This window comes from Colwellia sp. RSH04 (assembly GCF_003545765.1).
GTDB lineage: Bacteria > Pseudomonadota > Gammaproteobacteria > Enterobacterales > Alteromonadaceae > Colwellia.
Genome location: NZ_QXIO01000004.1, coordinates 189,110 through 213,505 on the forward strand (window position 1 = coordinate 189,110; position 24,396 = coordinate 213,505).

Sequence of the window (24,396 nt, forward strand, 5' to 3'; positions counted from 1 at the left end):
ATGAAATGACAAAGCCTAGAGTTGTAGCTTTACTTGTGCTCACCGCACTTGTCGGCATGAGTCTTTCTGTTCCCGGTGGTTTACCTTGGCAAATTCTTATACCAGCTATGCTAGGTATCGGTTTATTGTCTTCTGCGGCAGCAGCGATTAATCATATTGTTGACCAAAAAATTGATACCATAATGGGAAGAACCCATAACCGCCCATTACCGACAGGCCAAGTTACCACAAGCAATGCTATTATATTTTCCTTTGCGATGGCGTTGTTTGGTTTTGTGTTGCTATATGGGTTTGTTAACCCATTAACAGCCTATTTAACCTTAGCTGGCTTAGTCGGTTATAGCTTTGTTTACACCTTATACTTAAAACGTGCAACACCACAAAATATCACTATTGGCGGTTTAGCTGGCGCCATTCCTCCATTATTAGGTTGGACAGCCATGACCAATGAAGTTCATGCCCATGCCTTATTACTTGTGTTAATTATTTTTACTTGGACACCACCACATTTTTGGGCATTGGCCATTCATCGAAAAAATGATTACGCCAAAGTAAACATACCTATGCTACCTGTTACACATGGCGTCGAATTTACTAAGACTCAAATATTGCTCTATACGGTATTATTATTTGTCGTTTGCTTATTGCCTTATCTTGTTGGCATGAGTGGTTGGTTATACCTTTTAGGCTCAGTCGGATTAAATCTAGTATTTTTTTATTATGCATGGCAATTAAAATTTAATGATAAAGAAGGTACAGCCTTTGCGACGTTTAAATTTTCAATCGTACACTTAATGGCACTTTTTATTATTTTACTACTCGATCATTACTTAGTAGCTAGTGTGTAGAAGGGAGCTTAAGTCTTTATGAATAAAATATTAATTATCATTGTCGCTATTATTGCGACCTGTGCTGGCGCAATTGGTTTTCATTTTTTGACTAAAAAACCCTTACCAGAACACGCGTTATATTATAAACAAAGTCGCGGATTAGCCAATTTTCAATTAGTTGATCAAGCTGGTAAACCGTTCACCAATCAAAAGCTTAGAGGTAAGTGGAGTTTTGTGTTTTTTGGCTATACTTCTTGTCCAGATGTCTGCCCAACAACACTGCAAAATTTAAGTTTTATTTATGAAGAGCTTCAAGAAATTGATGAAAATAGTCAAGTGTTACTCGTATCAGTAGATCCTAAGCGTGATAGCCAATCTAAATTAGCTCAATACATTGCTTACTTTAATGAAGACTTTTTAGCATTAAGAGCAGAGCATGATAAGTTATACCCTTTTGCCCGCAATCTCGGTTTAATGTACGCCATCAGCGATGATGGAAAGAGTGAAGCCTATCAAGTAGATCATAGCGCTTCATTAGCACTAATAAACCCAGACGCAAAAATTGCTGCTATCTTTAAAGCTGAGCAAGCGGTAGGAGAAGTTCCGAGTATAGATAGCGACAAACTACTTGCTGATTATCAACGTATTGTCGCTTTATATTAGCGGCAGACGACTATAGGTGAAACCATTCACCATCAGGTTTTAGTACAAACCATGGTTTAGAATACCAATAGTATCGGCCAGGTTTACTTTTACTTGCTGCAGTGCAGTTACAACGCACTCGTCCTGAAGGTAAATCTTTTTTAAAGGTAATAGAAAACGTTTGATCGTCTATCCAATCAACCTGCTGCTTGCCTAGACCCGAAATATAGCAATGTAACTGAGATTGGTAGAAATCATCGGCTTGTACTGTAAAGGTTATTTTTTTACTTTGCTTGTGCTGATAAATCGTTTGCGCATCTTGTTCTGACAAGGTTATTGCCATAGGTAATGAGTTCAACTTATCTCTAAGACTTGAAATTTTATCGTATGGCTGAGAAGCAGGGAACCTAGGTAAACTTGTTATATCAGATTTGATACCAACAGCCCCCGACTGTTGCGAGAATGCAACAAAATCATGTTGCCTTATCCATGCTTGAATAGCGGGGCTATATTCACCATAAGGGTAAGCAAAATAGCGCCAACTCTGCCCTGTCTTTTCTTTTAAAATACTTTCAGCACTGAGTAAAAGCTTTGACTGCTCTGCTAACCACTGCTCTTCACTGACTCCTGCTTTCATTCTAATAAGCGAATCATGTTCAAAGCCATGGTTAGCTAAAATAACACCATCATCAGCCATTGATTTTAATTGTGCCCAAGACAGGTACGGGGAAGAAGTTCTTGATTCGTATCGATCAATAATACCTGGGTTAACAAAGATGGTGTAAGGATAACCAAATTTGTCTAAAAGCGGTTTTGCCGTTGTTAAAATATTCGTGTAAGCATCATCAAATGTTATTGCGACAATCTTATCTTTCATGACTTGCTGAGTTTTAATAGACTCAACTATTGTCGATAAAGGTACCACGGTAAAATTATTGTCTTTCAAATATGTTAAATGTGCCTCAAATTGGCTCGGAGAAATGGTTGTACTTGCAGGAGTGGTTTCACTAACATGGTGATACTGCAAAATAACCGCAGCAAAACTAGCAGTATGGAAAAAAAAGCAAAGTAACGTAAGAATGCGGACAATCATGGTAATTTTTCTTCTCATGGCTGAGGGTTACAAGATAAGGTAAAATACCGCTTTTCTTATTAAAAGCCTAGCGATTAGGAATATTTCTTGCCGTTATTTAGCGATCTTGATCAACATAAGCGTTTATTCTTGTTAGCGCTGCCAATGATACTTTCCAATATTACTGTTCCTTTATTAGGTCTAGTTGATACTGCAGTTATTGGTCACTTATCACATGCCTATTACCTAGGAGGTAGCACCATAGGTGCGATGATTACTACTTCAGTGGTTTGGCTATGCGGTTTTCTTCGTATGTCGACAACGGGGTTAAGTGCTCAAGCCTTTGGCAGTAATAACAAACAAAAAAACTTGATGGTGTTATTTCGAGGTCTCACTGTCGCATTTTGCATAGGTGCACTTTTAGTTTTACTACAATCACCTTTTATTAATATTGCCTTAGCAATTGCTGGTGGCTCTGAGCAAGTACAGTTTTATGCTAATCAATACGCCCAAATTCGTATTTGGTCAGTACCTGCAGCATTAGCTAATTTAGTGATCTTTGGTTGGTTACTGGGTAATCATCAAAGTAAAGCGGTGATGTGGTTATTAATATTAACCAATACTGTCAATGTTATCCTTGATATAGTGTTTGTGTTTTCTTTTCAATGGCAAGTTCAAGGTGTTGCTTTAGCAAGTGTTATTGCTGAGTATTCTGCGCTTATTTTTGGTTTAGGCTTCATATTGAATCGACATAAAACTGAGATAGCGACATTACTACAAGATAGCGGTGCTTTCTTATCCCAACTCATTGAAAGTCATGTCATTAGTGCCTACTTCAAACTAAATCGCGATATTTTAATTCGAACCCTATGCCTACAGATTTGCTTTATGTTTATTACATTTCAAGGTGCAAGAATGGGCGATAATGTTGTCGCGGCTAATGCTATTCTTATGAACTTTTTGCTATTAATTTCGTTTGGGTTAGACGGTATTGCAAATGCTGCTGAAGCAATGGTAGGTAAAGCCCATGGCAGTAAGAATAATACCGCGTTAAAAAGTACAGTGCATATAGCTTTATTTTGGACCGCTATCTTTGCACTCTTTTACTCTTTGCTTTTTGCCATTGCAGGTAAGCAACTGTTGTCATTAATTTCATCGATAGACAGCGTTATTAATTACGCACAAGGTTACTTAATTTGGATGGTTTTTTTACCGATACTTTCTTGTTGGTGTTACTTGTATGACGGTGTTTATATTGGCTTAATGCAAGCAAAAGCAATGAGGAATAGTATGATTATTTCAACTTTTTTATGCTTTTTCCCATTATGGTTTATCATGCAACCATACCAAAATCATGGATTATGGGCGGCTTTCTCTTTATTTATGTTAGCACGTGGTGCGACATTAGCTTGGCATTTTCATCGTAAGTTAACGCCCGCATTTGCCAGCGCCAACCTCAACGACACAAATAGTTAACCTCAGTTCGATGTATGGACTCCACCGACCTACACCCGTAGATTGGTGTCTACCAAAACAAAAGGAGTCCATACATGAGCAAGCGCACAATAATATCACTCGATTTAGCAAAAAAAGTCATTCAAGTTTGTAAAGTTAATAAGCATGGCGAGCTTTTATTTAATAAAGCAATGTCACCACAAAAGACTAAAGAGCTACTCGCTAATTCATCACCCTGCATAGTAGCAATGGAAGGCTGCGCTAGCTTTCATTATTAGGCTAGAGTCGCACAGTCTTTTGGTCATGAAGTGAGAGGTATGGCTCCTAAAAAAGTAAAACCTTATATAGGAAACCAGAAAACAGACGCTAATGATGCTGTCGGTATTGCCGTCGCTTCAACACAATTAGGTATGACTTTCTGCCAAGTAAAAGATTTATCTCAACAAAACATCCAAGCAATTCAAATAAGTCGAAAATGGTTTGACCGAGCAACGACGTCACTCGGAAATCATATTCGAGCTTTATGTTTTGAATATGGGGCGACGATAGCTCTAGGGAAAAAGTCATTAAGAGAAAGCATCACTCATTTTATCTCACCAGAGTCTGATGATTTCCCCATACCAGTGAAGCAATTACTTATGGTTTTATGGCAACAATATCAAACAACAGAGACGCATTACCAAGCAATCACGCTTCAACTAAAAGAATGGGTTAATCAATCAGAGCCATGTAAACGCTTGATGGAATTAGAAGGTGTTAGTCATATAGGTGCAGCTGGTTTAGTTTCATGTCTAGGAGATGGCAAAAACTTTAAAAATGGTCGTCATGCTTCTGTTTACGTGGGTGTAACACCAAAGCAGCATAGCAGTGGCGGTAAGGTCGTTATGGTTGGCATAGATAAACATGGGGGAGATAAACTGCTTCGTTCAATCCTCTATCAAGGTGCACTTGCAGTCATTTCTAGGTTACCTAGCGAGCCAAAAACGTATAAGCAACAATGGCTCATAGCTTTAGTTAAGCGAGTCGGCATTAAACGAGCATGTGTTGCGTTAATGAATAAGACGGTGCGCACAGCGTGGGCATTACTTAATTACGGTACAGAATATAAAATCCAAGCAGTTTAAATTAAAGTTTTAAAAAAGTTCAGCAAAATGCATTAACAAATAGGTAAGACCAACCTTCTGAAAACCTGTTTAATCCGACAGCGTTAATAACGCTACTATTTCGATTAGGACAGAAGGTGCGAATAGATCACTGGTTAGAAGATAGCTTCTTCAATTAAAAACCGTATATACGTGCGCATCTAATCTTTTTGTAAAAGCAGTTGCTAAACAGGTGGAGTCCATATACGGGTTAAGAGATAAGTTAATCGTTTGAAATTGTTAGGCTTGTGGTTTTAGCAACTCACTAGCTTGATAGTTTTTCTTAATTCAAGGCAAATTCATTAAGAATAGTTATTCTATTGTTTATGAATTTAACATAGAAGTAAGGAAAAATATCTGCTAGGGAGCTATTTATTATCCCGAACAGAGGTTAGTTAAGCATCTTCTTTGTTGTTCTCTTGCTTTTCTATTTTCAAGTTAGGAATACTTGTGCCGCCTAACGCCTTTAATACAACACCAACTGCAGCGCAGAAAAAGGTAATAGCACCCATAGCCGCTTTATATTCTGGAGCAACATCACCACCATAAACAACGGTAACCACAACACCAATTGCCGCGCAGCCAAAGCTGATATTTGCTATAACCAATGCAATTTTTTGCCAAAGGCGTTTAGGTGGATGCTTAACAGGTAAATGATGTGCTGGTGGTAGTTCTGACATAAGAAAACAGTTTTCAATAATTTAAAGTGTCGCCAGTTTAGCATGGCTTAACTTGCACTGCTTGATGCCTATCAATGATTAATTATAACTTTTCAATGATTATGTAATTTATTGTTATTTTTTGTAAACCGGCGTGGTGAAGTAATTCAATATAGTCGCAATGATAATGCCACAAAACAGCCCTACGACATTTGCTAACATATCAAGCCACTCACCATAACGATTGACATATGGTTGAATTAATTCAATTACCCCACTAAAGGCCATAAAGGCTAAAGCGATGTATATCCAACCATTAGGCTTTTTTAATGCCGTTGGCAGCACTAATAAACCATAGGCAATAAAGTGATGCGTTTTATCAGTGCCGGGGACTTGGGGTAAACTTTCTGCAGGCCATAAAGATAACGTTGTAATACAAAACAGTATGAATAGAGTTAGCGCCAACCAATAATCTTTAATAAGCGTTAAAATAGCCATATTATTTATGCCGCTCTGGATTATGTCGAGTCAAAATATGATACCAACGATTCGCAAATATGCCTATATAGCCCCACGCAGCAACAGCACAAGCGATTGCTAATACTATAATACCAGCCATTTGCCATGCATAATGAGAGAAGTAGCCGACGGCAATTAAGCCCAGCCCTAAAACAAAAAGGCCAAGCCCACGAACAAATATTTTCATACTGGTTTGTGGATTTTGGCCAAGTTTTTCTAATATATACAGCATTTCATCACACTAGGGTGTGTTTATCTTTGTTTAATAATATGAGTGCTCACCGCGTTCATGTTCTGTCATATCTTTTACGCCTTTAATTTCATCACCCATGATGTCAATTAACTGCTTTTCAATACCATCTTTAACAGTAACATCAATTTGGCTACACCCATTACAGCCACCACCAAATTGTAATACGGCATAACCGTCGTCAGTGATTTCCATTAAGGTACACTCACCACCATGTCCAGCTAATTGAGGGTTTACTTCTGCTTGTAAGAAGTAATGAACACGATCAAAAAGCGGAGCATCATCAGCCACTTTACGCAATTTTGCATTAGGCGCTTTTAACGTAAGCTGAGACCCCATTTGATCGGTAGTGAAATCAATTTCTGCATCTTCTAAAAAGTTTTTGCTGTCGTTATCGACCATGGCAGAAAAACCATCAAAAGGTAGCTCAATATCGTCTGGTTCAACAGCATCTGGTGGACAATATGAAACACCGCACTCAGCTTTAGCTGTACCAGGGTTAACCACGAAAACTCGAATATGGGTACCTTCCGCTTGTTGCGAAAGTAATTTTACAAAATGCGCTTGTGCACTTTCTGAAATACTGATCATAACGTTTACACTCTCTTTGCTCTCTCAATATACTTATTAACTATAAGTATACCTGACTATTTTACTCAAGTATCTCATTTTACTCTGCTATCAAGTTAGGTGCTAGCACTTTCCTCAATATTAGGTGATCTCAGTTTGCTGTTTACTTTTTACTCAATGCGTCAACGTAGCGCGTGAATAACAATGATTTTTCGACATAGATTTGTTATTTTACCTGCCATCAACAAAAGAGGTTTTTATGTTATTGCTACGTTTCTTAATTATTTTGAGCTTTTTTATCTTTTCAAGCATGCTTAATGCCAGTTCAATTACACAGTATTTACCTCAATCAGCCGCTTATAATGAAGACATTTTACAACCCAAAGAAACCTTAGGTTTTGAAATTGGCCAGCGTCATGTCAGGCATGACCAATTATCACAATACTTTTATCAGTTATCTGCAGTATCTAAGCGTGTAATGTTAACCTCTATGGGTAGAACAGCTCAGTTTAGAGAGCAGTTACTAGTAACTATTTCAAGTCCTGAAAATCTGGCTAAATTACCTCAATTATTAGCAAATAATTCAAGCAAAAAAGATAACAGCAATGAACCTCTAGTGGTATGGCTTGGTTATAGCGTCCATGGTGATGAAATTAGCGGTGCTAATGCTGCAATGGTGGTCGCATATTATTTGGCCGCCAGTAATGAAGCAAATATTGAAAAAATTCTAGAGAATACCATCATTGTTTTAGAGCCCAGCATCAATCCCGATGGTATGGATAGATTTGTTAATTGGGTTACCACTTACAGAAACTCTACTGATAATAGCGATGTGAATCATATTGAGCATCACCAAGATTGGGTAACAGGTCGAACAAACCACTTCTGGTTTGATTTAAATCGAGATTGGTTATTATTATCTCAGCAAGAAAGTAGGCATAGACTCGCATATTATCACCGCTACCAACCGCATGTAGTGGGGGATTTTCATGAAATGGGTCATAATAGCAGCTATTTTTTTCAACCGGGTATTCGCAGCAGAAACCACCCATTAACGCCAATAGATAATTATAACTTAACGGCAGCAATGGCTGAGTTCCATGCGAAAGCTTTAGATAAACAACAAGGGTTATACTACAGCGAAGAAAACTTTGATGACTTCTATTTTGGTAAAGGTTCAACCTACCCAGACATCAACGGCAGTATTGGTATTTTATTTGAGCAAGCAAGCTCTCGTGGCATGCAACAACAAACTGTAAATGGTTTACTTACCTTCGAAGACAGCATTAAGAATCATGTACTAACGTCATTATCAACTATTGAAGGTGCATGGCATCATCGTGAAAAATTAATTCAATATAAAAAAGACTTCTATCAAAGTGCTTTGAAGCTAGCGAAAAAACAAAAAACGTCTGGTTTTATATTGCACGAAGCTAACGACAACTATCGATTACAAGCGTTACTAAGCAAACTGGCACAACATCAAATCAAGGTATATCCCTTAACTGAAGACTACGAATATCAAGATAAAGTTTATACAAAACAGCATAGTTACTATATTCCTTTAGTTCAGCCGCAGTACCGTTTAATACAAGCATTATTTAATCAACAAAGCCATTTTAAAGATAATACTTTTTACGATGTCTCAGGTTGGACTTTACCACTTGCCATGAATATTGAATATACACCGTTGAAACGTACTCGTGGTCTATCACTAAGTAAGCAAGCTTGGCAGAAAACTCCGATAAATAGGGTAAACAAAAGTACTTCTAATACGTACGCTTTAGCATTTAACTGGCAAAATTACTTGGCTCCTAAATTATTAAACGAACTATTACGTAAGGGGATAAAAGCTAAAGTGGCTACTAAGCCATTTTCTAGTAATATTGAGGGTAAAAACCAGCAGTTTGCTAAAGGTAGTATTGTACTGTTAGCTGGCATACAAACACTGGATAATTGGCAAGACATTGTGATTCAAACCAGTAATAACTTAGGTATCAATGTATTTAACCTCGCTACTGGTCTTACGCCTCTAGGCGTTGATTTAGGCAGTAGTTCTTTAAAACTTATAAAAACACCGAAAATATTACTCGTTGGTGGGCAAGGCATCTCACAATATGAGGCCGGTGAAATTCGTTTTTATCTGGATGAAACGCTGAATATTCCTGTTTCTGTTATTAAACACAATAATATTTCTCGTCGCGATATCAGCAGCTATACCCACATTATTTTGGTTAATGGCAATTATCAACAAATGAGTGAGCAAGCGACTCAAAAAATAAAAGCATGGGTTAAACAGGGTGGCGTTATAATCGGTCAGAAAAGAGCTGCTACTTGGTTAGCTGATCATGAAATTCTCTCGGCAAAAATAGCAAGCAAAGAACAAATTGATCAACTTTTTGATCATCAAAATTTAAGTTACCAAGACAAAGAAGCGCTTGCTGCACGTAAACGTATTGCTGGCGCTATCTTTGAAACTACGCTTGATACAAGTCACCCATTAGCCTTTGGCTATTCTTCAACGACGTTGCCGCTGTTTAGAAATAGCACCTTGATAATAGAACATCCGCAACAACCTTTTGTGACGGTTGCTAAATATACTCCTACACCTTTATTAAGCGGTTATACAGATCAAAACTTAACAAATCGACTTGCACATAATGCTGCTATTGTTGCTCATAACTACGGTAGAGGTAGAGTAATTGCTACCACTGATGTACTTGCTTTTAGAGGTTATTGGCATGGAAGTGCTAAGTTACTCGCCAATAGTATCTTTTTTGCGCATGCTTTTTCAGCTTCAGCGAAATAACTTCAAATTAACGTTATTTAACCTTATTGGATAAAGGTAAAGAAATGCATACCGTAACGAGAGTAACGGTATGCACACCTAAACTAATTAGCAGTTTACTTATTTCATTGGCAGTACTACCCGTTGTAACAACATCATCAACTAACACCACATGCTTTATATGTTTCAAAGTAGCGTCATTAATAGCAAAGTTGCCGCGTAAGGCTCTTCTGCGCTGGGCACCTGTTTTTCCTACTTGACTGTCACCTTGTTTCACACGTTTTATCAAATTGCTTTGATAAGGCACCTGTAACTTATTAGCAAAACGTTGAGCAATAAGGTGAGCCTGATTATATCCGCGTATTTGCCATTTACTTTGGTGAACAGGTACTGAAATAACTAAGTCAACACTATCAAATGGGTGAATATGATGAGCATGTTGCCATTGCTTGTAGAGTAAAGTCGCAAACAGGGGGGCTAATTCAAAACGTCCTTGGTATTTCAATTGTTTTAACCAATGATCAAAAGGGGCTGTATAGGGAGCAACGGTTAGTAATCGATTAAAACCTCGCTGTGGTAATCCTTTTATAATAGCAGGCCAATGAAGTAAATCCCCTTGTAATTGTTCGAGTCTAAAAAGTGGTAACTCATTTAAGCAATGAGTGCAAAGCAAACGTTGCGTAGGCATTTCTTGCTCTGTAATAGTGTCACTGATTGCTGAAAAACATAAATCGCAACAGGCAAGTTTTATGATATTTTTTTGCCATAAAGAGTATACGAGTATGCGCCATTGATTAAGTACCCTTTGCCATTCCATTGTGAGTTACCTTTTTGTACACTAGCGTTTTTCCTTTAAACGCACTCTTCTAGCATGGCAGATAGTTTACATTTTACCAAAATCGCAACAACTACTTCGCATAAGCACACTAACAAAACCCCACTCATTTTGTTACATGGTTGGGGGTTAAATTCAGGCATTTGGCAGCCATTATTAGAAGAACTCACACCTTTACTGTCTGACAAATTTGATTTAATTACCATTGATTTGCCTGGCTTTGGCCACAATAAGTCTGTTGATTTAAATCCATACACTATCGATAGTATTTGTCAGTTAATCAGTCAAACAATTACTCAACCAGCAATTTATCTTGGCTGGTCGCTTGGCGGTTTAATAGCAACTAAAATGGCTACCGATTATCGCCAAAAAGTTTTAGGGCTAATTTCCGTTGCCAGCTCGCCATTATTTATGGAAAAACAAGAATTAACTATTGATGAGATCAGTTGGCCAGGGATAAAACCGGCTATTTTGTCGAGTTTTCATCAACAACTATCGCAAGATAGCGAGAAAACTATTAAAGGTTTTTTAAAAATACAAGCGATGGGCAGTCCACATATTCGCCAAGATTTAAAGCAAATTACCGAGTTAGTTATGGCACAACCTTTAGCTGATAGAAATACTCTGGATAAATCACTGAGTTTGCTAGAAACTACTGACTTACGTGACCAATTATTACAAATACAACAGCCCTTTTTACGCTTATATGGACGCAATGATAGTCTAGTTCCTAAAGCTGTTTGCCCATTAATCAATACCTTAGCACCATTAAGTGAACACTATGTTTTTGAAGGAGCTTCGCATGCTCCTTTTATCTCTCACTTACCTGAATTCACTAATGTCTTGTTAAAATGGCTATTCAATAATTTTAATAACAATATTTAACCATTTGATCAGAAGTATTAATTTACTTTTTGTTATTTTTGGTTAATAATTAGACAGATGAAGCTATAGAAAATAGGGGTATTTACTATGGAAGTTCAATCAGCATTTAACGCGGGGATCCAAGGCTTTCAACAAGCTAAGGAAAATGCTACTCAAGCTGCATCAGATATTGTAGCTAGCACCACGCTTAACACCGAAGCAAACCAGAAAAGCAACACTGAAGTCACTAGTGAAGTAGTGACTCAAAAAGACGCGCCTGAACTAAATCAAGCAGTCGTTGATTTAAAGGTTGCTGAGTATCAGGCAAAATCATCAGCAGAAGTTATTAAAACGGCAGATGAAACGTTAGGAACGTTATTAGACGTTACTGCCTAATCAGTAACGTACTAAAACGACTATTATGAACATTACTTCTCACACACCAATGATATCTATGCCAACGGTGGCTAATTTGCCAACGGAAAGCTTGCGTCGTGAAAACTTGCAAAGAGAAGTTATTACTCAAGTCAGTGCAACCAATCGTTCAGCTGCAGAAAAAGGTGTCGCCTCTGAAAAAGAACGTGCTAGAACACCTGCGCAAAATAATGAACAAGTCGATTTTGCTAATTTACGCAAACAAGCAGAACATGAAACTGAATCAATTAATGGCGAACATCGAGAACACAACTCAGAGCATCAAGAACAAGAGCAGAACCCCAATGCATTTAATCAGCAACAAAACGATGAAGATGAGAAGCCCACTCAGTCACCTAATGCTCTATCTCCTGAAGAAGAGCAAGTCGTTTCTGAATTAAAAACGCGAGATTTAGAAGTAAAAGCCCATGAAATGGCTCATGCTAGCGTTGGTGGCTCGACTACAGGCTCTCCGTCTTATAGCTATGAAGTTGGTCCTGATGGAAAAAAATATGCAGTTTCTGGAGAAGTCTCTGTCGATCTTTCTCGTGTTACAGGCGATCCACAAGCGACGATTGCCAAGATGCAAAAAGTTCATTCGGCAGCACTAGCACCGGCCAACCCATCCGCTCAAGATACTCGTGTGGCAGCTAATGCAACCCAAATAATTTTACAAGCTCAAAGTGATTTATTGTCACAGCAAAATGAAGAACGAAATGTTAACAAAGAGAATAACGTTAAGGGGCAAGTCAATGTTCACCTTAATGACGAGAGTAATAATGAGTTTGATAGCTTTATTAATCAAACATTAGCCGATCAAGAAACACTCGTTCCAAGCCACAGTAGTCATGGTTCAACTGCTCACATTCAATCTCAACAATCTTTAGAAATTGCTCAGCGTGCTCAACGTATAGAAAACTTTTATCAAGATATCACACAGGCTTATAATAAGCCTGATAGCTACCAGTTTGAGCTAACCGCTTAAGCAGAAGCTAATGCTTGCTCATATTTTTGTTGGTATAAATCACGCGCTTTAAGCAGTTCTTCTTTAGCAACTTCAGTCGTGTAAGGCTTAAGAATAACGAGTATTTTTAAAACACCTTGATAAAAAACTGAATCGTTCACTTCATTCACAATGGTTTGTGTTTGATAAAAGCTAATCCAGAAGGTGTTGATCAGGCGGAGAATACTGACAATATCATCAAGTTCATCATCATCAAATGCAATAATCTCAGCACTTCTTAGTGCTAACAATAATTCACGAATTCGCTCTGCTATAGTATGTTGTACTTCAACATACTTCTCTCTCAAACTTGGGTTTTTATCTAACAATACAGGTAAGTTACTATAGAAAAAACGAAATTTTCTCGTCGTTTGCGATACCGCATCCATATAGAGAATTAATGAATCGAGTGGCTTAACTTCAGCAGAAACTTTAGGTAAAGCCTCAAGTAAAAGACTGCGAGCATATTCCTCATAAATAGAAAGAATAATATCTTCTTTATTACGAAAGTGATAATACAGGTTGCCTGGACTTATCGATAAGTGAGCCGCAATATGATTTGTGGTTACATTGCGCTCTCCTTGCTCATTAAATAATGCAATACTGGCTTGAATTATTTTATCACGGGTCTTCATACTAACGGCTTCTTTCTCTTGGCTGATGAATGGTAATCTTCTTTGATTGAACTATGATACTATCAATTTTGAATTAATATACAGCATTTTGAGTAAATACTTTAAGCTTTTTTATGATTATTTATTCATTTTTAATTTGAATTAATTATAGAGACTTGTCAGTGACTCTATAAGACCATTACAATGTATCTTTCTTTGCACACCAATAAAATTAATTAGCATATGACTATAAAAGCAATCTACCCCGGCACTTTTGACCCAGTAACAAACGGACACAGCGACCTTATCGTGCGTGCGAGTAAACTATTTAACGAAGTCATTATTGGTGTTGCATTTAGTCCAAGCAAAAAGCCTCGCTTTGATTTAAAAGAACGCGTAGCTATGCTTCAAGAAGTTACAAAAGATTTAGATAATGTTTCAGTAGTCGGTTTCAGTGGCTTACTAGTAGACTTTGCTAAGCAACATCAAGCCAAGGTACTTATTCGCGGTTTACGTGCCGTATCTGATTTTGAATACGAATTCCAACTAGCCAACATGAATCGCAGGCTATCACCTGAATTAGAAAGTGTTTTTCTTACTCCAGCAGAAGAGAATTCATTTATCTCTTCAACACTAGTAAAAGAAGTCGCTCTTCACGATGGTGATGTTAGCCAGTTTGTCCACCCTGTTGTCAAAGCAGCATTAAATAAATAAAGCGCTTATTCACGCTGACAGCTCGGACAAAATACTGAGCTGCGATTTGCTTGCCTTACTTCTTCCAAGGTGGTTTTACAGCAATAGCAAGCTTGCCCTGCTCGGCCATATACTTGCAGTGACTGCGCGAAATACCCTGGACGCCCGTCTGCTTGGGTGAAATCTTTTAAGGTGGTTCCGCCTTGCTTAATTGCAGCCGATAATACCTCTTTTATAATATCAGTTAACCGATCAAACCTTTCTTCATTGATAGTGCCAGCAAGAGCCGTTGGCAAAATTCCCGCTTTGAATAGCGCTTCATTTGCATAGATATTACCAACACCGACAACAATATTGTTATTCATAAGAAAGGTCTTAATAGGCACTTTACGACGCTGCGCTTTTTGATAAAGATAGCCCGCTGAAAAGTCATCAGATAATGGCTCAGGTCCTAATTTACTCAATAAACCTTGTTCATCATTATGACTATTCAACCAAAGTACTGCGCCAAAGCGCCTAGGATCATTAAGCCTAAGCACTTGGTTGTGCTTGAGCACTAAGTCAAAATGATCATGCTTTGCAACAGCTGTAGACTGTTTAATCACACGAATTGTGCCTGACATGCCAAGATGAAGCAGTATCGTTCCAGATTCACATCGCAGTAATAAATATTTCGCTCTTCTTTCAACAGCAAGTATCTTTTCACCTACTGCTTGCTTTATTTCTGCCGGTATTGGCCAGCGTAACTGGTGATTGCGCACCATGATATCTTGTATTGTTTTACCAACAAGGTGCGGGCTTATGCCCAATCGACAGACTTCTACTTCAGGTAACTCTGGCATATAGATATTCGACTCAGTGTTGATTACTTATTTATTGTATCGGCAATAGTTGTTTACTTAAGGCGGCCGGTAAAGATATCCAGATACCCGATGATTGATTATATATTAATAATTGATCTTTGAGTGGGTAAAGCCAATATACTAACGTTTGTTCGACACCAGCCAAGGCAATATGGAGTTCTGTCGCTAATGATTGATCAATCACAACATCATCAGCTTGAACTAAGCCTGAGCTTTGTTGCCATGAAAACATTAATTGTTCGATTTGTTGTTCAGTTAAGTTTACTGCAAGACCTTTACTTGTTAACTGCCAACTACGACCAACGCGCGCAAAGTGCAGACTTGTTTTTTCAGACACCAATATTGATAGTGTTAACACAACACTATGCTCAGGCAAGATTTTTTGCTCAGCACTTGAATGCTGCCCCGCTTCCTCAGGGAATAACTTTTCATTGGTTGCATTAATCATAATAATAATAATCATGACCGAGAATATTATTACGTTATTCCAGCCAGTACGTGATAACTTCATTCTGAGCCTACTCTTGTGAATTTATACCTATCATTTTATACCTATCATACTGAATTTTTGGCAATAAAAAACCCGGTAAAAACCGGGCTTTTAATTAGAAACTCAATTAATTACTTAATTTTTGCTTCTTTATACATTACGTGCTTACGAGCTTTTGGATCAAACTTTTTGATTTCCATCTTCTCTGGCATAGTCTTTTTATTCTTATCAGTAGTATAAAAATGACCAGTACCTGCACTAGAAACTAAACGAATTTTATCACGCATGATATTCTCCTAGATGAGTACTTAAACTTTTTCGCCACGGGCACGAATGTCAGCTAATACTGCATCAATACCTTTTTTATCGATAATACGCATTCCTTTCGGAGTTAAACGTAATTTAACGAAACGATTTTCACTCTCAACCCAAAAACGGTGAGATTGAAGGTTTGGTAAGAAACGACGACGAGTCGCGTTTCTTGCGTGAGAACGGTTGTTCCCTACGACTGGCTTCTTGCCTGTTACTTGGCAAACTTTAGACATTTGAGTCACTCCAAAATTAATTTCAGCTCGAGCTATATTTCCCCAAGACCGTCGCCTCAGGATCCTGAAAAAGGTGGCATATTATAGAGAAACTAATTTATTAATGCTAGCCCAAATGAAAACTTTATCAATAAAGGCTTTTTGTTTATATCTATCAGCAACTTAATAACATCTTAAAAACAAAAAACTCACAAATGCAGTGAGTTTTCGTATGATTATTGTCACTTTCGCGATCAAAATTCCATCAAATCAATCTATTTTTGATTGCAGTAATTTTTTCAGTTGCTCATTTTGTTCTTTATTACACAGTTCATCTATTAAAATGCGTAAGATATGAGACTTAGCTAAATCAGATCCTTCTGAAAGTTCATGTAACTGATTTATTGCGTCTTCGCTTAAGGTAAACGTTGCACGACGAAATGGTTTATCGCCTTTAATTTTACCTTTTATTCTTTGGCGCGATGGTTGTTCTGCTAACTTGTGTTCTTGCTCTTTTAATTCAATAAAGCGCTTAGCTTCTGAGATTGCTTCTTGCAAATTAAGTTTATGATCATTTTCTGCGCCAGCAACAGTAGTGACAATTTTAGGGTCACCCTTAGCATAATTTTCGGCATCAGAAATAAATTCATCTATCGTAAAATTTTTCTTTTTTGCCTTGCCGTCCTTGGTTTTCTTTAAATCAGTTAAACTCATGCGAATTGTCCGGTTCCATTGCTAATAATTCTTCTGCAATAGCAATCATTTCTTGAGCAGCTTTACCATTTGGATCGTTTTCAATCACTGAAGAACCCTGCTCTTCACTATCATCATAGACATTTCTGTTATAAGTCACTGCATTTAAAACATTAATGCCGTATGAGCTACACACTTCTTTTGCTTCTAAAATTCGACTTGCTTGATTAGGCAACGATGGGCATTGTGTAACGACAAAAGAAGCCATCATTTTCGGATTTACCATTTTGCAAGTACTCAACATATCTTCCATATGAGGCACAGTTTTTAAATCACGACGTTTAGGCCTTAATGGAATAATGACATGATCTGCAACAGACATTGCCGCACGAAGTGCTAAGTTATCTTGTCCACCACAGTCAACAATTACATAATCATAATGTTGCCCTAGGCTCAATAAATCATTTCGAATTTTACCATAAAGTTGAATGCAATTAATGGCAGGAAGTGAAGGGTCGCCGTTACGCGCTTGTATCCAATCAGAGGTTGTTCTTTGTGGATCACAATCAACCATCAATACAATTGCTTTTTTATTTCGGGCGAAGTATACGGCTAAATTTTGTGCCAGACAGCTCTTACCGCTACCGCCTTTTTCACCACCCACTAATATCATCATATGTTTATCATCCTTTACTTCTATCTTAAACCTTGAACACTACTATTGTAGTTCAATTTTATAAGTCTAGCTTATTTCGAATAAACTCATTTTCAGCATGCGCAATATTGCTGTTAATTAGCGTCGTCTAAAATTAAAGCCACTTCAAACCAACCACTTTTCTGTTTAACACAGCGTAAAACTTTACCACTCAGTGTTTGATTTTTATCACTTGCAGCTTTAAAAATAACCGTCACTTGTGTATTGATAGGAATAGCTTGATCACAATCTAAACGTAAACCACCACGAGAGAAGTCTAAGCAAGCAATTTTCTTTTGTTGAGTTTGACCTGTCGCATTCGTCCAAGAGATATCAATTAACTCTTTTTCCATATCTAAACGAAAGAACTTTCGGCGTTCTAATTCATCATTACTACTTTGATCCATATGGCCTTCCTCAATTATATATCTCACTACCTGAACTCTAAAAGTAACTGGGAATTTTACTTTTATCAACTAATTATCAGGATATTATTTCGCCATGTTCCGCAAAGGAGTAGCACTGATGTCCTGCGATAATAATATGATCTAAAACGATAACATCAATTAATTGCAAAGCCCGTACTAATTTATCTGTTATCAATTGATCCGCATGACTTGCCTGTGCAACACCTGACGGATGATTATGTGTCAGTATTACTGCAGCAGCATTATGCTTTAGTGCCTGTTGCACAACAATTCTGGGATATACCGCAGCGGCATTGAGTGTGCCAAAGAACAGCTTCTCAAATTGAATTACCTGGTGTTGGCTATTGAGAAAAAGTATGGCAAATACTTCTCTTTGTTCCGCTCTTAATTCTGCGATTAAATATTCTCTCGTGACTTGTGAAGAGGTCAACTCTTGACTTTGTTGCTGTACTTTCTCTGATAAATAACGCTTTGACATCTCCAAGCAGGCCTGTAACTGGACATATTTAGCTGTTCCCAAGCCATAATGTGCACAAAACTCTTCATGATTAGCTTGATAAATGCCCCCTATACTACCAAAGCTCTTTAATAGCCTTCTGGCTAAATCAACAACATTACAGCCTTTAACACCAGTACGTAAAAATATTGCTAATAACTCAGCGTCAGAAAGTGAAGTTGCACCTCGATGTATTAGCTTTTCTCTTGGTCGCTCAACTTCAGGCCAGTCTTTTAGCAACATTTGATTCAAATTATCTGGTTTCATTTTGCATCCTTGCATGAATTAATTTTTTCTATGTGAAATTTTTCAATATAGCCAATAAATGTTATCTTATTCCTAACATTGATTAGTTAAGATTAGCAGTTTATGCAGATTCTTCAGGACAAAAAGATTGTTCTTGGTATTAGTGGTGGAATTGCTGCCTACAAAACACCAGAATTAGTACGTCGTTTAAAAGAGCAAGGAGCCGATGTTAGAGTTGTAATGACTGACGGTGCTAAAGCCTTTATCACCCCTCTTACTTTACAAGCCGTTTCTGGAAACCATGTTTCTGATAGTTTATTAGACACCCAAGCGGAACTTGCTATGGGACATATAGAGCTTGCTAAGTGGGCAGACATACTAATCATAGCCCCTGCAACAGCCGATTTAATTGCTCGTATTGGAGCAGGCATGGCAAACGACTTGCTTTCCACTTTATGCTTAGCAACAGATGCGCCTATTGCAATAGCACCAGCAATGAACCAAAAGATGTGGCACGCACAAGCGACACAACGAAATATCGAAACTCTAAAACAATGGGGTTACCATATTTGGGGGCCTGGAAGCGGCGAGCAAGCTTGTGGAGATGTTGGTCTTGGTCGTATGTTAGACGTGCCTGACTTAGTAACATTGAGTAGTGACTTTTTTGTCGAGAAGCATTTAGCTGGGCAACATTGGTTAATTACCGCAGGGCCAACGAGAGAAGCAATTGACCCTGTTCGATACATCTCAAACCATAGTTCAGGAAAAATGGGCTATGCGATTGCACATGCTGCATTACGCGCAGGTGCAGAAGTAACCCTTATTTCTGGACCAGTCACCATCACGCCACCGGTTGGTTGCCATGTTATCAATGTTGAAAGCGCTGATGAAATGCATCAACAAGCGCTTGCCCACGTAAAGAGCGCTACAACCTTTGTTGCATGTGCAGCTGTAGCAGATTATCGTGTGGCTAATGTCGCCACAGAAAAAATTAAAAAATCTAATGAAGCTATGCAATTAGATTTAATTAAAAACCATGATATTGTTGCAGATATCGCCCAATTAGCCGATAAACCCTTTATCGTTGGTTTTGCTGCAGAAACTCAAAACGTAGAGCAATACGCACGCGGTAAATTAATGCGTAAAAACTTAGATCTAATCGCCGCTAACAATGTCGCCAAAGCAGGGCAAGGCTTTAATAGTGATGACAATGCCCTTACATTGTATAGCGCCGTAGATAAAACAGAAATCCCATTAGCGAGCAAGCAAAATGTCGCCAAGCAGCTGGTTTCTTTGATTAATGAGCACTATCAGCAGCGATGCAGTACGTAAACTCAACACCACATATTTTAAATAAATAATAACCACCAAGAGATAAGAGTTAATATGAGCGCAACTCCTCAAAAAACAGCAAAACCAAACCGTAAGCAACAAATTTTAGAATGTTTAGCGTTAATGTTACAAGACAGCCCAGGAGAGCGAATCACCACGGCTAAGCTAGCAAATAAGGTCGGTGTTTCTGAAGCGGCTTTATATCGCCACTTTCCTTCAAAAGCGAGAATGTTTGAGGGGTTAATTGATTTTATTGAAGAATCTATTTTTTCTCGTGTTAACTTAATCTTGGCTGATCATAAAGAAACATTAGTGCGTTGCCATCATATTCTTCATGTTTTATTAATTTTTGCAGAAAGAAATCCCGGTATTTGCCGTATACTTTCAGGTGATGCTTTAATGGGTGAGAATGAACGTCTTAGAGGCCGTGTTCATCAGTTTTTTGAAAAGTTAGAATCGCAATTCAAACAAGTTTTGCGTGAGCGCAAATTAAGAGAAGGCAAAACTTTTTCAATCAATGAGCAAGCACTTGCTAACTTACTCGTTGCTTTTGCAGAAGGTAAAATTAGTCAATACGTAAGATCAGGTTTTGAAAAATTACCCAGTAACGACTTTAATGAACAATGGCAATTTCTTATGGCGAGTAAATAACCCAAAGCCAAACCGAACTAAACACTATACTAAATTAAGCCTTTCGTTATTTTAAGCTTAATAAATCAGCTGCATTTCAACCAATACAGCAGCAATGATTAAGGAAATTTTATGAGCACACTATCAACACTACAGCCGAACAGTTTATGGCAAATATTTGAGAAAATTTGCAGTATCCCACACCCTTCAAAACATGAGCAAAAAATCTCTCTTTGGATTCAAGAGTGGGCGAAAGAATTAGGACTAACAATTAAAGAAGATGCCATAGGTAATTTATTTATCAAAAAGCCCGCAACTAAAGGTATGGAAAACCGCAAAGGTATTATTCTACAAGCTCACATGGATATGGTTCCGCAAAAAAATAATGATACTGATCATGATTTTATAACCGATCCCATTAAGCCGTACATTCAAGATTGTGGCGAATGGGTTACTGCTGAAGGCACCACGCTTGGCGCTGATAATGGTATAGGCTTAGCTTCTGCTCTCGCGGTACTTGCCAGCAATGATGTTGAACACGGTCCTTTAGAAGTTCTTGTTACTATTGATGAAGAAGCGGGTATGTCTGGCGCTTTTGGTTTAGAAGCGGGCTGGTTAGACGGCGAAATTCTCATTAATACCGATTCGGAGCAAGAAGGTGAAGTGTACATGGGCTGTGCGGGTGGTATTGATGGCTCAGCTGACTTTGCACTAGATTACACTGAAGTCCCTAACGACCATCAAGCATTTAATTTATCAATCTCTGGCTTAAAAGGTGGCCACTCAGGTGTAGATATTCACACTGGCCGTGCTAATGCCAACAAGTTACTGGTACGCTTTCTGCTCGATGCAAGTAATGAGTTTGATATTAGCCTGACTGAACTTAACGGTGGAAGCCTTCGTAATGCTATTCCACGAGAAGCCAATGCTAGCTTTGTTGTCCCTACTAGCAATGTAGAAGCCCTTAAAGCTGCTCTTGCTAAATACCTAACAACTATTCAAACCAACTTAGGTAGTGTCGAAACTGACATTGATATGCTACTTATTTCACCTGAAGATTTTGACCAATGCTGGACAAAAGCAACACAAGCTGCCATTTTGCGCGCGTTAAATGCTTGTCCAAATGGCGTAATTCGAATGAGTGATGATATTGAGGGCATCGTTGAAACCTCGTTAAACCTTGGCGTGATGCGAACTCGTGGTAAGAAATTTAACGCCCTAGTCTTGATTCGTAGCCTACATGATGACGGCCGTTTAGAAACCGTTCGAACCGTTCAATCAGTCTTTGAGTTGGCAGGAGCTAACGTAGACTTTTCAGGCGCATACCCTGGATGGAAGCCTGATACTGATTCAGCCATAATGAAAACCGTTCGCGACACTTACGAATCGTTATTTAATAAAGTCCCAGAAGTTATGGTAATTCATGCTGGTTTAGAGTGCGGTTTATTTAAAACAGCTTACCCGACTTGGGATATGGTATCGATAGGGCCAACCATTAAATTTCCGCACTCACCTGATGAGAAAGTTGAAATTGCGACAGTTGCCCAATACTGGCAATTATTAACCGCCGTATTAGGTAATGCACCTACGAAATAACAAATAACTAGGGTGAAGCAACAACTCTGTTTCGCCCTAGCTCTTTTGCCTGATAAAGTAACTCATCAGCCGATTTATAGACTTGTTCAAAAGATTGAGCCTTCTGGGGCTTAATAATATATAAGCCGGCAGATATAGTAATTGTTGATTGCACTTTCTCATCAGAAACTACGGCTTCTACCGACTCTCTAATCTGCTCTAACAAATCAATAGCTTCCGCTTCACCTTTGGGTTTATAAAGCAAGGCAAATTCTTCTCCACCTAAACGAAAAAGCACATCATCAGAACGTTTCATGGTTTCTTTGTATAAATTAGCCAAAGCAATTAACACCTGATCTCCCGCAGGGTGTCCATAGGTATCGTTATATTTTTTAAAATGATCTACATCGATAATCGCTAGTGCTAGCATTTCATTACTTCGTCGCGCGCTATTAATTTTATCACTAAGAATATCGTTAAAGTGGCGTCTATTATGTAAACCTGTTAACTCATCAGTGATGGTCATTTTCTCTAACATTGATTTTGTTTTATAAAACTCTTCGAAAGTTATCGAAATCAAAAGTTCTGCAAGGTAAGCAAAAAACAAAGTGAAAATGGCGACAAAAGAAAAACGAATAAACTCAAGGGTTGTTACGGTTTGCCCAACCCACGAAAATAAGAAAAACAATAAACAGATTAAAAACACACTCGCTATTATTAAGCCTTTTTTATGGCCATAAAGCGAGATGATAAGATACATATACAGGAATGACCAAATAGGTGTGTAGTCTTGTGCTTGGTTAACATAAACAATAACAAAGATACCGCCAGCCATAAAATGAGCAATACTATGAATAACTAAACGTTTATGGTGTCGAAAGAGAATAAAGATCAAACAAAGCCCTGTTAACAACGCTAAATTTGCATAAAATACTGTACGAGAGCTATAAAAGAAATTACTCAGTGTTAATAAAAAAAGAATAGCGAACGAAAACAAAATCACAAAATTACCTGTAACTTCACGTCGATAAGAATGACTTCCTACTTCTTTTTCCATTAATAGATAGGATTTCAACCATTGTTTCACGCTAACCACCTAACACGCTGAAATTTAATCATCTAATTAAAGATATTTATATTAGCCATATTGACTATTAACAATAGAATTATCAACTAGTTTATCTTTGAGTGATTCAGAACAAACGTTTCTCAGACTAATTCTTTATAATGACCGTTAAGCTTAATAAATAACAAATCCTTATGAATGATTACAATTGGTTCGTTATAGTTCGGTCTGTTCATGTGTTATCTATTGTATTGTGGATTGGTGGTGTCGCATTTATCACTACTGTTTTGTTACCTTCAATACTAAAGCATATTAATACTGAACAACGATTTACATTATTTGAACAACTCGAACAAAGCTTCTCTTGGCAAGCCAAACTCACCACACTTCTAGCTGGCGCCTCAGGATGGTATATGCTGCATTATCTAAATGCTTGGCAAAGATATTTACACATTGAATTCTGGTGGTTGCATTTAATGACCTTTATTTGGCTTATATTCTCAATAGTGCTGTTTGTTTTAGAGCCTCTCTTTCTTCACAAATGGTTTAAAAATAAAGCGAAAGAGCATTGTGAAAATACCTTCAATAATATTTTACGCATGCATCGAATTCTACTATTTTTGAGCTTACTTGCCGTTGTTGGTGCAACTTTAGGCTCTCATGGTTGGGCTACAAACACATAAAGAATAAAAAATCACAATTAAAGAATGAATATTCTTTTTATTGTAACGCTAAATTAAATGACTTGCCGAACCTTTAACTAACGTTTTAAAAATACTCCTCTTGTTTTTAGATCAGTTTAGTTACAAGAAATATTTAACAACTTATATTTGGCAAAAGCAAAAAACCAAATTTTTACAGTAAGTTAATAAACACAAACTAATAAAAACCTTTATTTTAACAGGGGTTTATTTACCAATAAATTAAGGTCAAGATAAAGCACAAAACATGTCTTTGTAATTCATTATTTTTCCGTTAGAATGAAGTTAGATTTTCTAAGGAAGTATGC

29 protein-coding genes and 1 pseudogene are annotated in these 24,396 nt (G+C 37.7%); 14 read left to right on the forward strand and 16 right to left on the reverse strand.

From position 1 onward, the window contains the following. Positions 1-5: 5 nt before the first annotated feature. Both cyoE and D1094_RS08600 read left to right on the forward strand, forming a co-directional pair. Complete coding sequence (cyoE, locus tag D1094_RS08595; RefSeq protein ID WP_404851460.1) at positions 6-848, forward strand: heme o synthase; 843 nt, start codon at positions 6-8, stop codon at positions 846-848. A gap of 18 nt (positions 849-866) precedes the next feature. After that, on the forward strand, positions 867-1,493 hold the full coding sequence (locus tag D1094_RS08600) for an SCO family protein (RefSeq protein WP_118959692.1): 627 nt from the start codon (positions 867-869) through the stop codon (positions 1,491-1,493). A gap of 10 nt (positions 1,494-1,503) precedes the next feature. Here the strand turns inward: D1094_RS08600 and D1094_RS08605 are convergent, their stop codons facing one another. Next, positions 1,504-2,565 carry a polysaccharide deacetylase family protein gene (locus tag D1094_RS08605; protein WP_118959693.1) on the reverse strand — a complete coding sequence of 354 codons (1,062 nt, stop codon included), beginning with the start codon at positions 2,563-2,565 and terminating at the stop codon, positions 1,504-1,506. Between the two features lie 87 nt (positions 2,566-2,652). Between D1094_RS08605 and D1094_RS08610 the strand changes: the two genes are divergently transcribed. The 3 genes and pseudogenes from D1094_RS08610 to D1094_RS08615 form a co-directional block, all read left to right on the forward strand. Beyond that, the gene (locus D1094_RS08610) at positions 2,653-4,020 is read left to right on the forward strand and encodes an MATE family efflux transporter (RefSeq protein WP_404851454.1); all 1,368 of its coding nucleotides are present in this window, start codon (positions 2,653-2,655) and stop codon (positions 4,018-4,020) included. 74 nt (positions 4,021-4,094) lie between these two features. Further along, positions 4,095-4,277 carry a hypothetical protein gene (locus tag D1094_RS18870; protein WP_259337878.1) on the forward strand — a complete coding sequence of 61 codons (183 nt, stop codon included), beginning with the start codon at positions 4,095-4,097 and terminating at the stop codon, positions 4,275-4,277. Between the two features lie 15 nt (positions 4,278-4,292). After that, positions 4,293-5,123, forward strand: a pseudogene (locus D1094_RS08615) (IS110 family transposase); the annotation flags it as partial. Positions 5,124-5,536: 413 nt separating this feature from the next. Here the strand turns inward: D1094_RS08615 and D1094_RS08620 are convergent. From D1094_RS08620 to nfuA, 4 genes are all read right to left on the reverse strand, one after another. Beyond that, entirely contained in the window at positions 5,537-5,821 is a 285-nt protein-coding gene (locus tag D1094_RS08620; RefSeq protein WP_118959694.1) for a hypothetical protein, read from the reverse strand. A 114-nt stretch (positions 5,822-5,935) separates the two neighbouring features. Then, entirely contained in the window at positions 5,936-6,298 is a 363-nt protein-coding gene (locus D1094_RS08625; RefSeq protein ID WP_118959695.1) for a VanZ family protein, read from the reverse strand. Between the two features lies 1 nt (position 6,299). After that, entirely contained in the window at positions 6,300-6,551 is a 252-nt protein-coding gene (locus tag D1094_RS08630; RefSeq protein ID WP_118959696.1) for a hypothetical protein, read from the reverse strand. 30 nt (positions 6,552-6,581) lie between these two features. Next, on the reverse strand, positions 6,582-7,160 hold the full coding sequence (gene nfuA / locus D1094_RS08635; RefSeq protein WP_118959697.1) for a Fe-S biogenesis protein NfuA: 579 nt from the start codon (positions 7,158-7,160) through the stop codon (positions 6,582-6,584). Positions 7,161-7,398: 238 nt separating this feature from the next. On the opposite strand from nfuA, the gene D1094_RS08640 reads away from it, so the two are divergent. Beyond that, on the forward strand, positions 7,399-9,948 hold the full coding sequence (locus D1094_RS08640; protein WP_118959698.1) for a M14 family zinc carboxypeptidase: 2,550 nt from the start codon (positions 7,399-7,401) through the stop codon (positions 9,946-9,948). Positions 9,949-9,961: 13 nt separating this feature from the next. Here D1094_RS08640 and D1094_RS08645 read toward each other — a convergent pair whose 3' ends face one another. Beyond that, positions 9,962-10,744 carry a ComF family protein gene (locus D1094_RS08645; protein WP_118959699.1) on the reverse strand — a complete coding sequence of 261 codons (783 nt, stop codon included), beginning with the start codon at positions 10,742-10,744 and terminating at the stop codon, positions 9,962-9,964. Positions 10,745-10,798: 54 nt separating this feature from the next. Between D1094_RS08645 and bioH the strand changes: the two genes are divergently transcribed. The 3 genes from bioH (at position 10,799) to D1094_RS08660 (ending at position 13,025) form a co-directional block, all read left to right on the forward strand. Further along, positions 10,799-11,647, forward strand: coding sequence for a pimeloyl-ACP methyl ester esterase BioH (gene bioH, locus D1094_RS08650; RefSeq protein WP_118959700.1), 849 nt, complete (start codon positions 10,799-10,801; stop codon positions 11,645-11,647). 87 nt (positions 11,648-11,734) lie between these two features. Beyond that, the gene (locus tag D1094_RS08655) at positions 11,735-12,022 is read left to right on the forward strand and encodes a hypothetical protein (RefSeq protein WP_118959701.1); all 288 of its coding nucleotides are present in this window, start codon (positions 11,735-11,737) and stop codon (positions 12,020-12,022) included. Between the two features lie 25 nt (positions 12,023-12,047). After that, positions 12,048-13,025 (forward strand): putative metalloprotease CJM1_0395 family protein, encoded by a 978-nt coding sequence (locus tag D1094_RS08660; protein WP_118959702.1) that lies wholly within the window; start codon positions 12,048-12,050, stop codon positions 13,023-13,025. On the opposite strand, the gene D1094_RS08665 is transcribed toward D1094_RS08660, so the two are convergent. Then, entirely contained in the window at positions 13,022-13,678 is a 657-nt protein-coding gene (locus tag D1094_RS08665) for a TetR/AcrR family transcriptional regulator (RefSeq protein WP_118959703.1), read from the reverse strand. The two genes, D1094_RS08660 and D1094_RS08665, sit on opposite strands and share 4 nt — an antisense overlap. A 222-nt stretch (positions 13,679-13,900) precedes the next feature. Between D1094_RS08665 and coaD the strand changes: the two genes are divergently transcribed. Further along, the gene (gene coaD, locus D1094_RS08670) at positions 13,901-14,371 is read left to right on the forward strand and encodes a pantetheine-phosphate adenylyltransferase (protein WP_118959704.1); all 471 of its coding nucleotides are present in this window, start codon (positions 13,901-13,903) and stop codon (positions 14,369-14,371) included. A gap of 5 nt (positions 14,372-14,376) precedes the next feature. On the opposite strand, the gene mutM is transcribed toward coaD, so the two are convergent. The 8 genes from mutM to radC all read right to left on the reverse strand — a co-directional run bounded on the left by mutM (position 14,377) and on the right by radC (position 18,781). Then, entirely contained in the window at positions 14,377-15,192 is an 816-nt protein-coding gene (mutM, locus tag D1094_RS08675; RefSeq protein WP_118959705.1) for a bifunctional DNA-formamidopyrimidine glycosylase/DNA-(apurinic or apyrimidinic site) lyase, read from the reverse strand. A 31-nt stretch (positions 15,193-15,223) separates the two neighbouring features. Then, complete coding sequence (locus D1094_RS08680) at positions 15,224-15,724, reverse strand: hypothetical protein (RefSeq protein ID WP_118959706.1); 501 nt, start codon at positions 15,722-15,724, stop codon at positions 15,224-15,226. Between the two features lie 110 nt (positions 15,725-15,834). Beyond that, positions 15,835-15,990 carry a 50S ribosomal protein L33 gene (gene rpmG / locus D1094_RS08685; protein WP_044834320.1) on the reverse strand — a complete coding sequence of 52 codons (156 nt, stop codon included), beginning with the start codon at positions 15,988-15,990 and terminating at the stop codon, positions 15,835-15,837. A 21-nt stretch (positions 15,991-16,011) separates the two neighbouring features. Next, positions 16,012-16,248 (reverse strand): 50S ribosomal protein L28, encoded by a 237-nt coding sequence (gene rpmB, locus D1094_RS08690; RefSeq protein ID WP_084692866.1) that lies wholly within the window; start codon positions 16,246-16,248, stop codon positions 16,012-16,014. A 249-nt stretch (positions 16,249-16,497) separates the two neighbouring features. Further along, positions 16,498-16,941: a hypothetical protein gene (locus D1094_RS08695; RefSeq protein WP_118959707.1), complete on the reverse strand. Its 444-nt coding sequence runs from the start codon at positions 16,939-16,941 to the stop codon at positions 16,498-16,500. Further along, a complete protein-coding gene (locus D1094_RS08700; protein ID WP_118959708.1) occupies positions 16,928-17,596 on the reverse strand; it encodes an AAA family ATPase in 669 nt (222 codons plus the stop codon). Before D1094_RS08700 ends, D1094_RS08695 begins: the two co-directional genes overlap by 14 nt. A 113-nt stretch (positions 17,597-17,709) precedes the next feature. Continuing rightward, on the reverse strand, positions 17,710-18,021 hold the full coding sequence (locus D1094_RS08705; RefSeq protein WP_118959709.1) for a PilZ domain-containing protein: 312 nt from the start codon (positions 18,019-18,021) through the stop codon (positions 17,710-17,712). Positions 18,022-18,097: 76 nt separating this feature from the next. Continuing rightward, positions 18,098-18,781 carry a DNA repair protein RadC gene (radC, locus tag D1094_RS08710; protein ID WP_118959881.1) on the reverse strand — a complete coding sequence of 228 codons (684 nt, stop codon included), beginning with the start codon at positions 18,779-18,781 and terminating at the stop codon, positions 18,098-18,100. A gap of 126 nt (positions 18,782-18,907) precedes the next feature. On the opposite strand from radC, the gene coaBC reads away from it, so the two are divergent. From coaBC to D1094_RS08725, 3 genes are all read left to right on the forward strand, one after another. Next, a complete protein-coding gene (gene coaBC, locus D1094_RS08715; RefSeq protein ID WP_118959710.1) occupies positions 18,908-20,116 on the forward strand; it encodes a bifunctional phosphopantothenoylcysteine decarboxylase/phosphopantothenate--cysteine ligase CoaBC in 1,209 nt (402 codons plus the stop codon). 54 nt (positions 20,117-20,170) lie between these two features. Beyond that, positions 20,171-20,767, forward strand: coding sequence for a nucleoid occlusion factor SlmA (gene slmA, locus D1094_RS08720; RefSeq protein WP_118959711.1), 597 nt, complete (start codon positions 20,171-20,173; stop codon positions 20,765-20,767). Positions 20,768-20,878: 111 nt separating this feature from the next. Continuing rightward, the gene (locus D1094_RS08725) at positions 20,879-22,342 is read left to right on the forward strand and encodes an aminoacyl-histidine dipeptidase (protein ID WP_118959712.1); all 1,464 of its coding nucleotides are present in this window, start codon (positions 20,879-20,881) and stop codon (positions 22,340-22,342) included. 7 nt (positions 22,343-22,349) lie between these two features. On the opposite strand, the gene D1094_RS08730 is transcribed toward D1094_RS08725, so the two are convergent. Continuing rightward, a complete protein-coding gene (locus D1094_RS08730; RefSeq protein ID WP_147361064.1) occupies positions 22,350-23,408 on the reverse strand; it encodes a GGDEF domain-containing protein in 1,059 nt (352 codons plus the stop codon). Positions 23,409-23,581: 173 nt separating this feature from the next. Between D1094_RS08730 and D1094_RS08735 the strand changes: the two genes are divergently transcribed. After that, positions 23,582-24,070 (forward strand): hypothetical protein, encoded by a 489-nt coding sequence (locus tag D1094_RS08735; protein ID WP_118959714.1) that lies wholly within the window; start codon positions 23,582-23,584, stop codon positions 24,068-24,070. Positions 24,071-24,396 lie beyond the last annotated feature (326 nt).

Coding starts and splice junctions, on each gene's coding strand:
- cyoE (WP_404851460.1), top strand. CDS start 6: ATGACAAAGCCTAGAGTTGTAGCTTTACTTGTGCTCACCGCACTTGTC.
- D1094_RS08600 (WP_118959692.1), top strand. CDS start 867: ATGAATAAAATATTAATTATCATTGTCGCTATTATTGCGACCTGTGCT.
- D1094_RS08605 (WP_118959693.1), bottom strand. CDS start 2,565: ATGATTGTCCGCATTCTTACGTTACTTTGCTTTTTTTTCCATACTGCT.
- D1094_RS18870 (WP_259337878.1), top strand. CDS start 4,095: ATGAGCAAGCGCACAATAATATCACTCGATTTAGCAAAAAAAGTCATT.
- D1094_RS08620 (WP_118959694.1), bottom strand. CDS start 5,821: ATGTCAGAACTACCACCAGCACATCATTTACCTGTTAAGCATCCACCT.
- D1094_RS08625 (WP_118959695.1), bottom strand. CDS start 6,298: ATGGCTATTTTAACGCTTATTAAAGATTATTGGTTGGCGCTAACTCTA.
- D1094_RS08630 (WP_118959696.1), bottom strand. CDS start 6,551: ATGCTGTATATATTAGAAAAACTTGGCCAAAATCCACAAACCAGTATG.
- nfuA (WP_118959697.1), bottom strand. CDS start 7,160: ATGATCAGTATTTCAGAAAGTGCACAAGCGCATTTTGTAAAATTACTT.
- D1094_RS08640 (WP_118959698.1), top strand. CDS start 7,399: ATGTTATTGCTACGTTTCTTAATTATTTTGAGCTTTTTTATCTTTTCA.
- D1094_RS08645 (WP_118959699.1), bottom strand. CDS start 10,744: ATGGAATGGCAAAGGGTACTTAATCAATGGCGCATACTCGTATACTCT.
- bioH (WP_118959700.1), top strand. CDS start 10,799: ATGGCAGATAGTTTACATTTTACCAAAATCGCAACAACTACTTCGCAT.
- D1094_RS08655 (WP_118959701.1), top strand. CDS start 11,735: ATGGAAGTTCAATCAGCATTTAACGCGGGGATCCAAGGCTTTCAACAA.
- D1094_RS08660 (WP_118959702.1), top strand. CDS start 12,048: ATGAACATTACTTCTCACACACCAATGATATCTATGCCAACGGTGGCT.
- D1094_RS08665 (WP_118959703.1), bottom strand. CDS start 13,678: ATGAAGACCCGTGATAAAATAATTCAAGCCAGTATTGCATTATTTAAT.
- coaD (WP_118959704.1), top strand. CDS start 13,901: ATGACTATAAAAGCAATCTACCCCGGCACTTTTGACCCAGTAACAAAC.
- mutM (WP_118959705.1), bottom strand. CDS start 15,192: ATGCCAGAGTTACCTGAAGTAGAAGTCTGTCGATTGGGCATAAGCCCG.
- D1094_RS08680 (WP_118959706.1), bottom strand. CDS start 15,724: ATGAAGTTATCACGTACTGGCTGGAATAACGTAATAATATTCTCGGTC.
- rpmG (WP_044834320.1), bottom strand. CDS start 15,990: ATGCGTGATAAAATTCGTTTAGTTTCTAGTGCAGGTACTGGTCATTTT.
- rpmB (WP_084692866.1), bottom strand. CDS start 16,248: ATGTCTAAAGTTTGCCAAGTAACAGGCAAGAAGCCAGTCGTAGGGAAC.
- D1094_RS08695 (WP_118959707.1), bottom strand. CDS start 16,941: ATGAGTTTAACTGATTTAAAGAAAACCAAGGACGGCAAGGCAAAAAAG.
- D1094_RS08700 (WP_118959708.1), bottom strand. CDS start 17,596: ATGATGATATTAGTGGGTGGTGAAAAAGGCGGTAGCGGTAAGAGCTGT.
- D1094_RS08705 (WP_118959709.1), bottom strand. CDS start 18,021: ATGGATCAAAGTAGTAATGATGAATTAGAACGCCGAAAGTTCTTTCGT.
- radC (WP_118959881.1), bottom strand. CDS start 18,781: ATGTTGCTAAAAGACTGGCCTGAAGTTGAGCGACCAAGAGAAAAGCTA.
- coaBC (WP_118959710.1), top strand. CDS start 18,908: ATGCAGATTCTTCAGGACAAAAAGATTGTTCTTGGTATTAGTGGTGGA.
- slmA (WP_118959711.1), top strand. CDS start 20,171: ATGAGCGCAACTCCTCAAAAAACAGCAAAACCAAACCGTAAGCAACAA.
- D1094_RS08725 (WP_118959712.1), top strand. CDS start 20,879: ATGAGCACACTATCAACACTACAGCCGAACAGTTTATGGCAAATATTT.
- D1094_RS08735 (WP_118959714.1), top strand. CDS start 23,582: ATGAATGATTACAATTGGTTCGTTATAGTTCGGTCTGTTCATGTGTTA.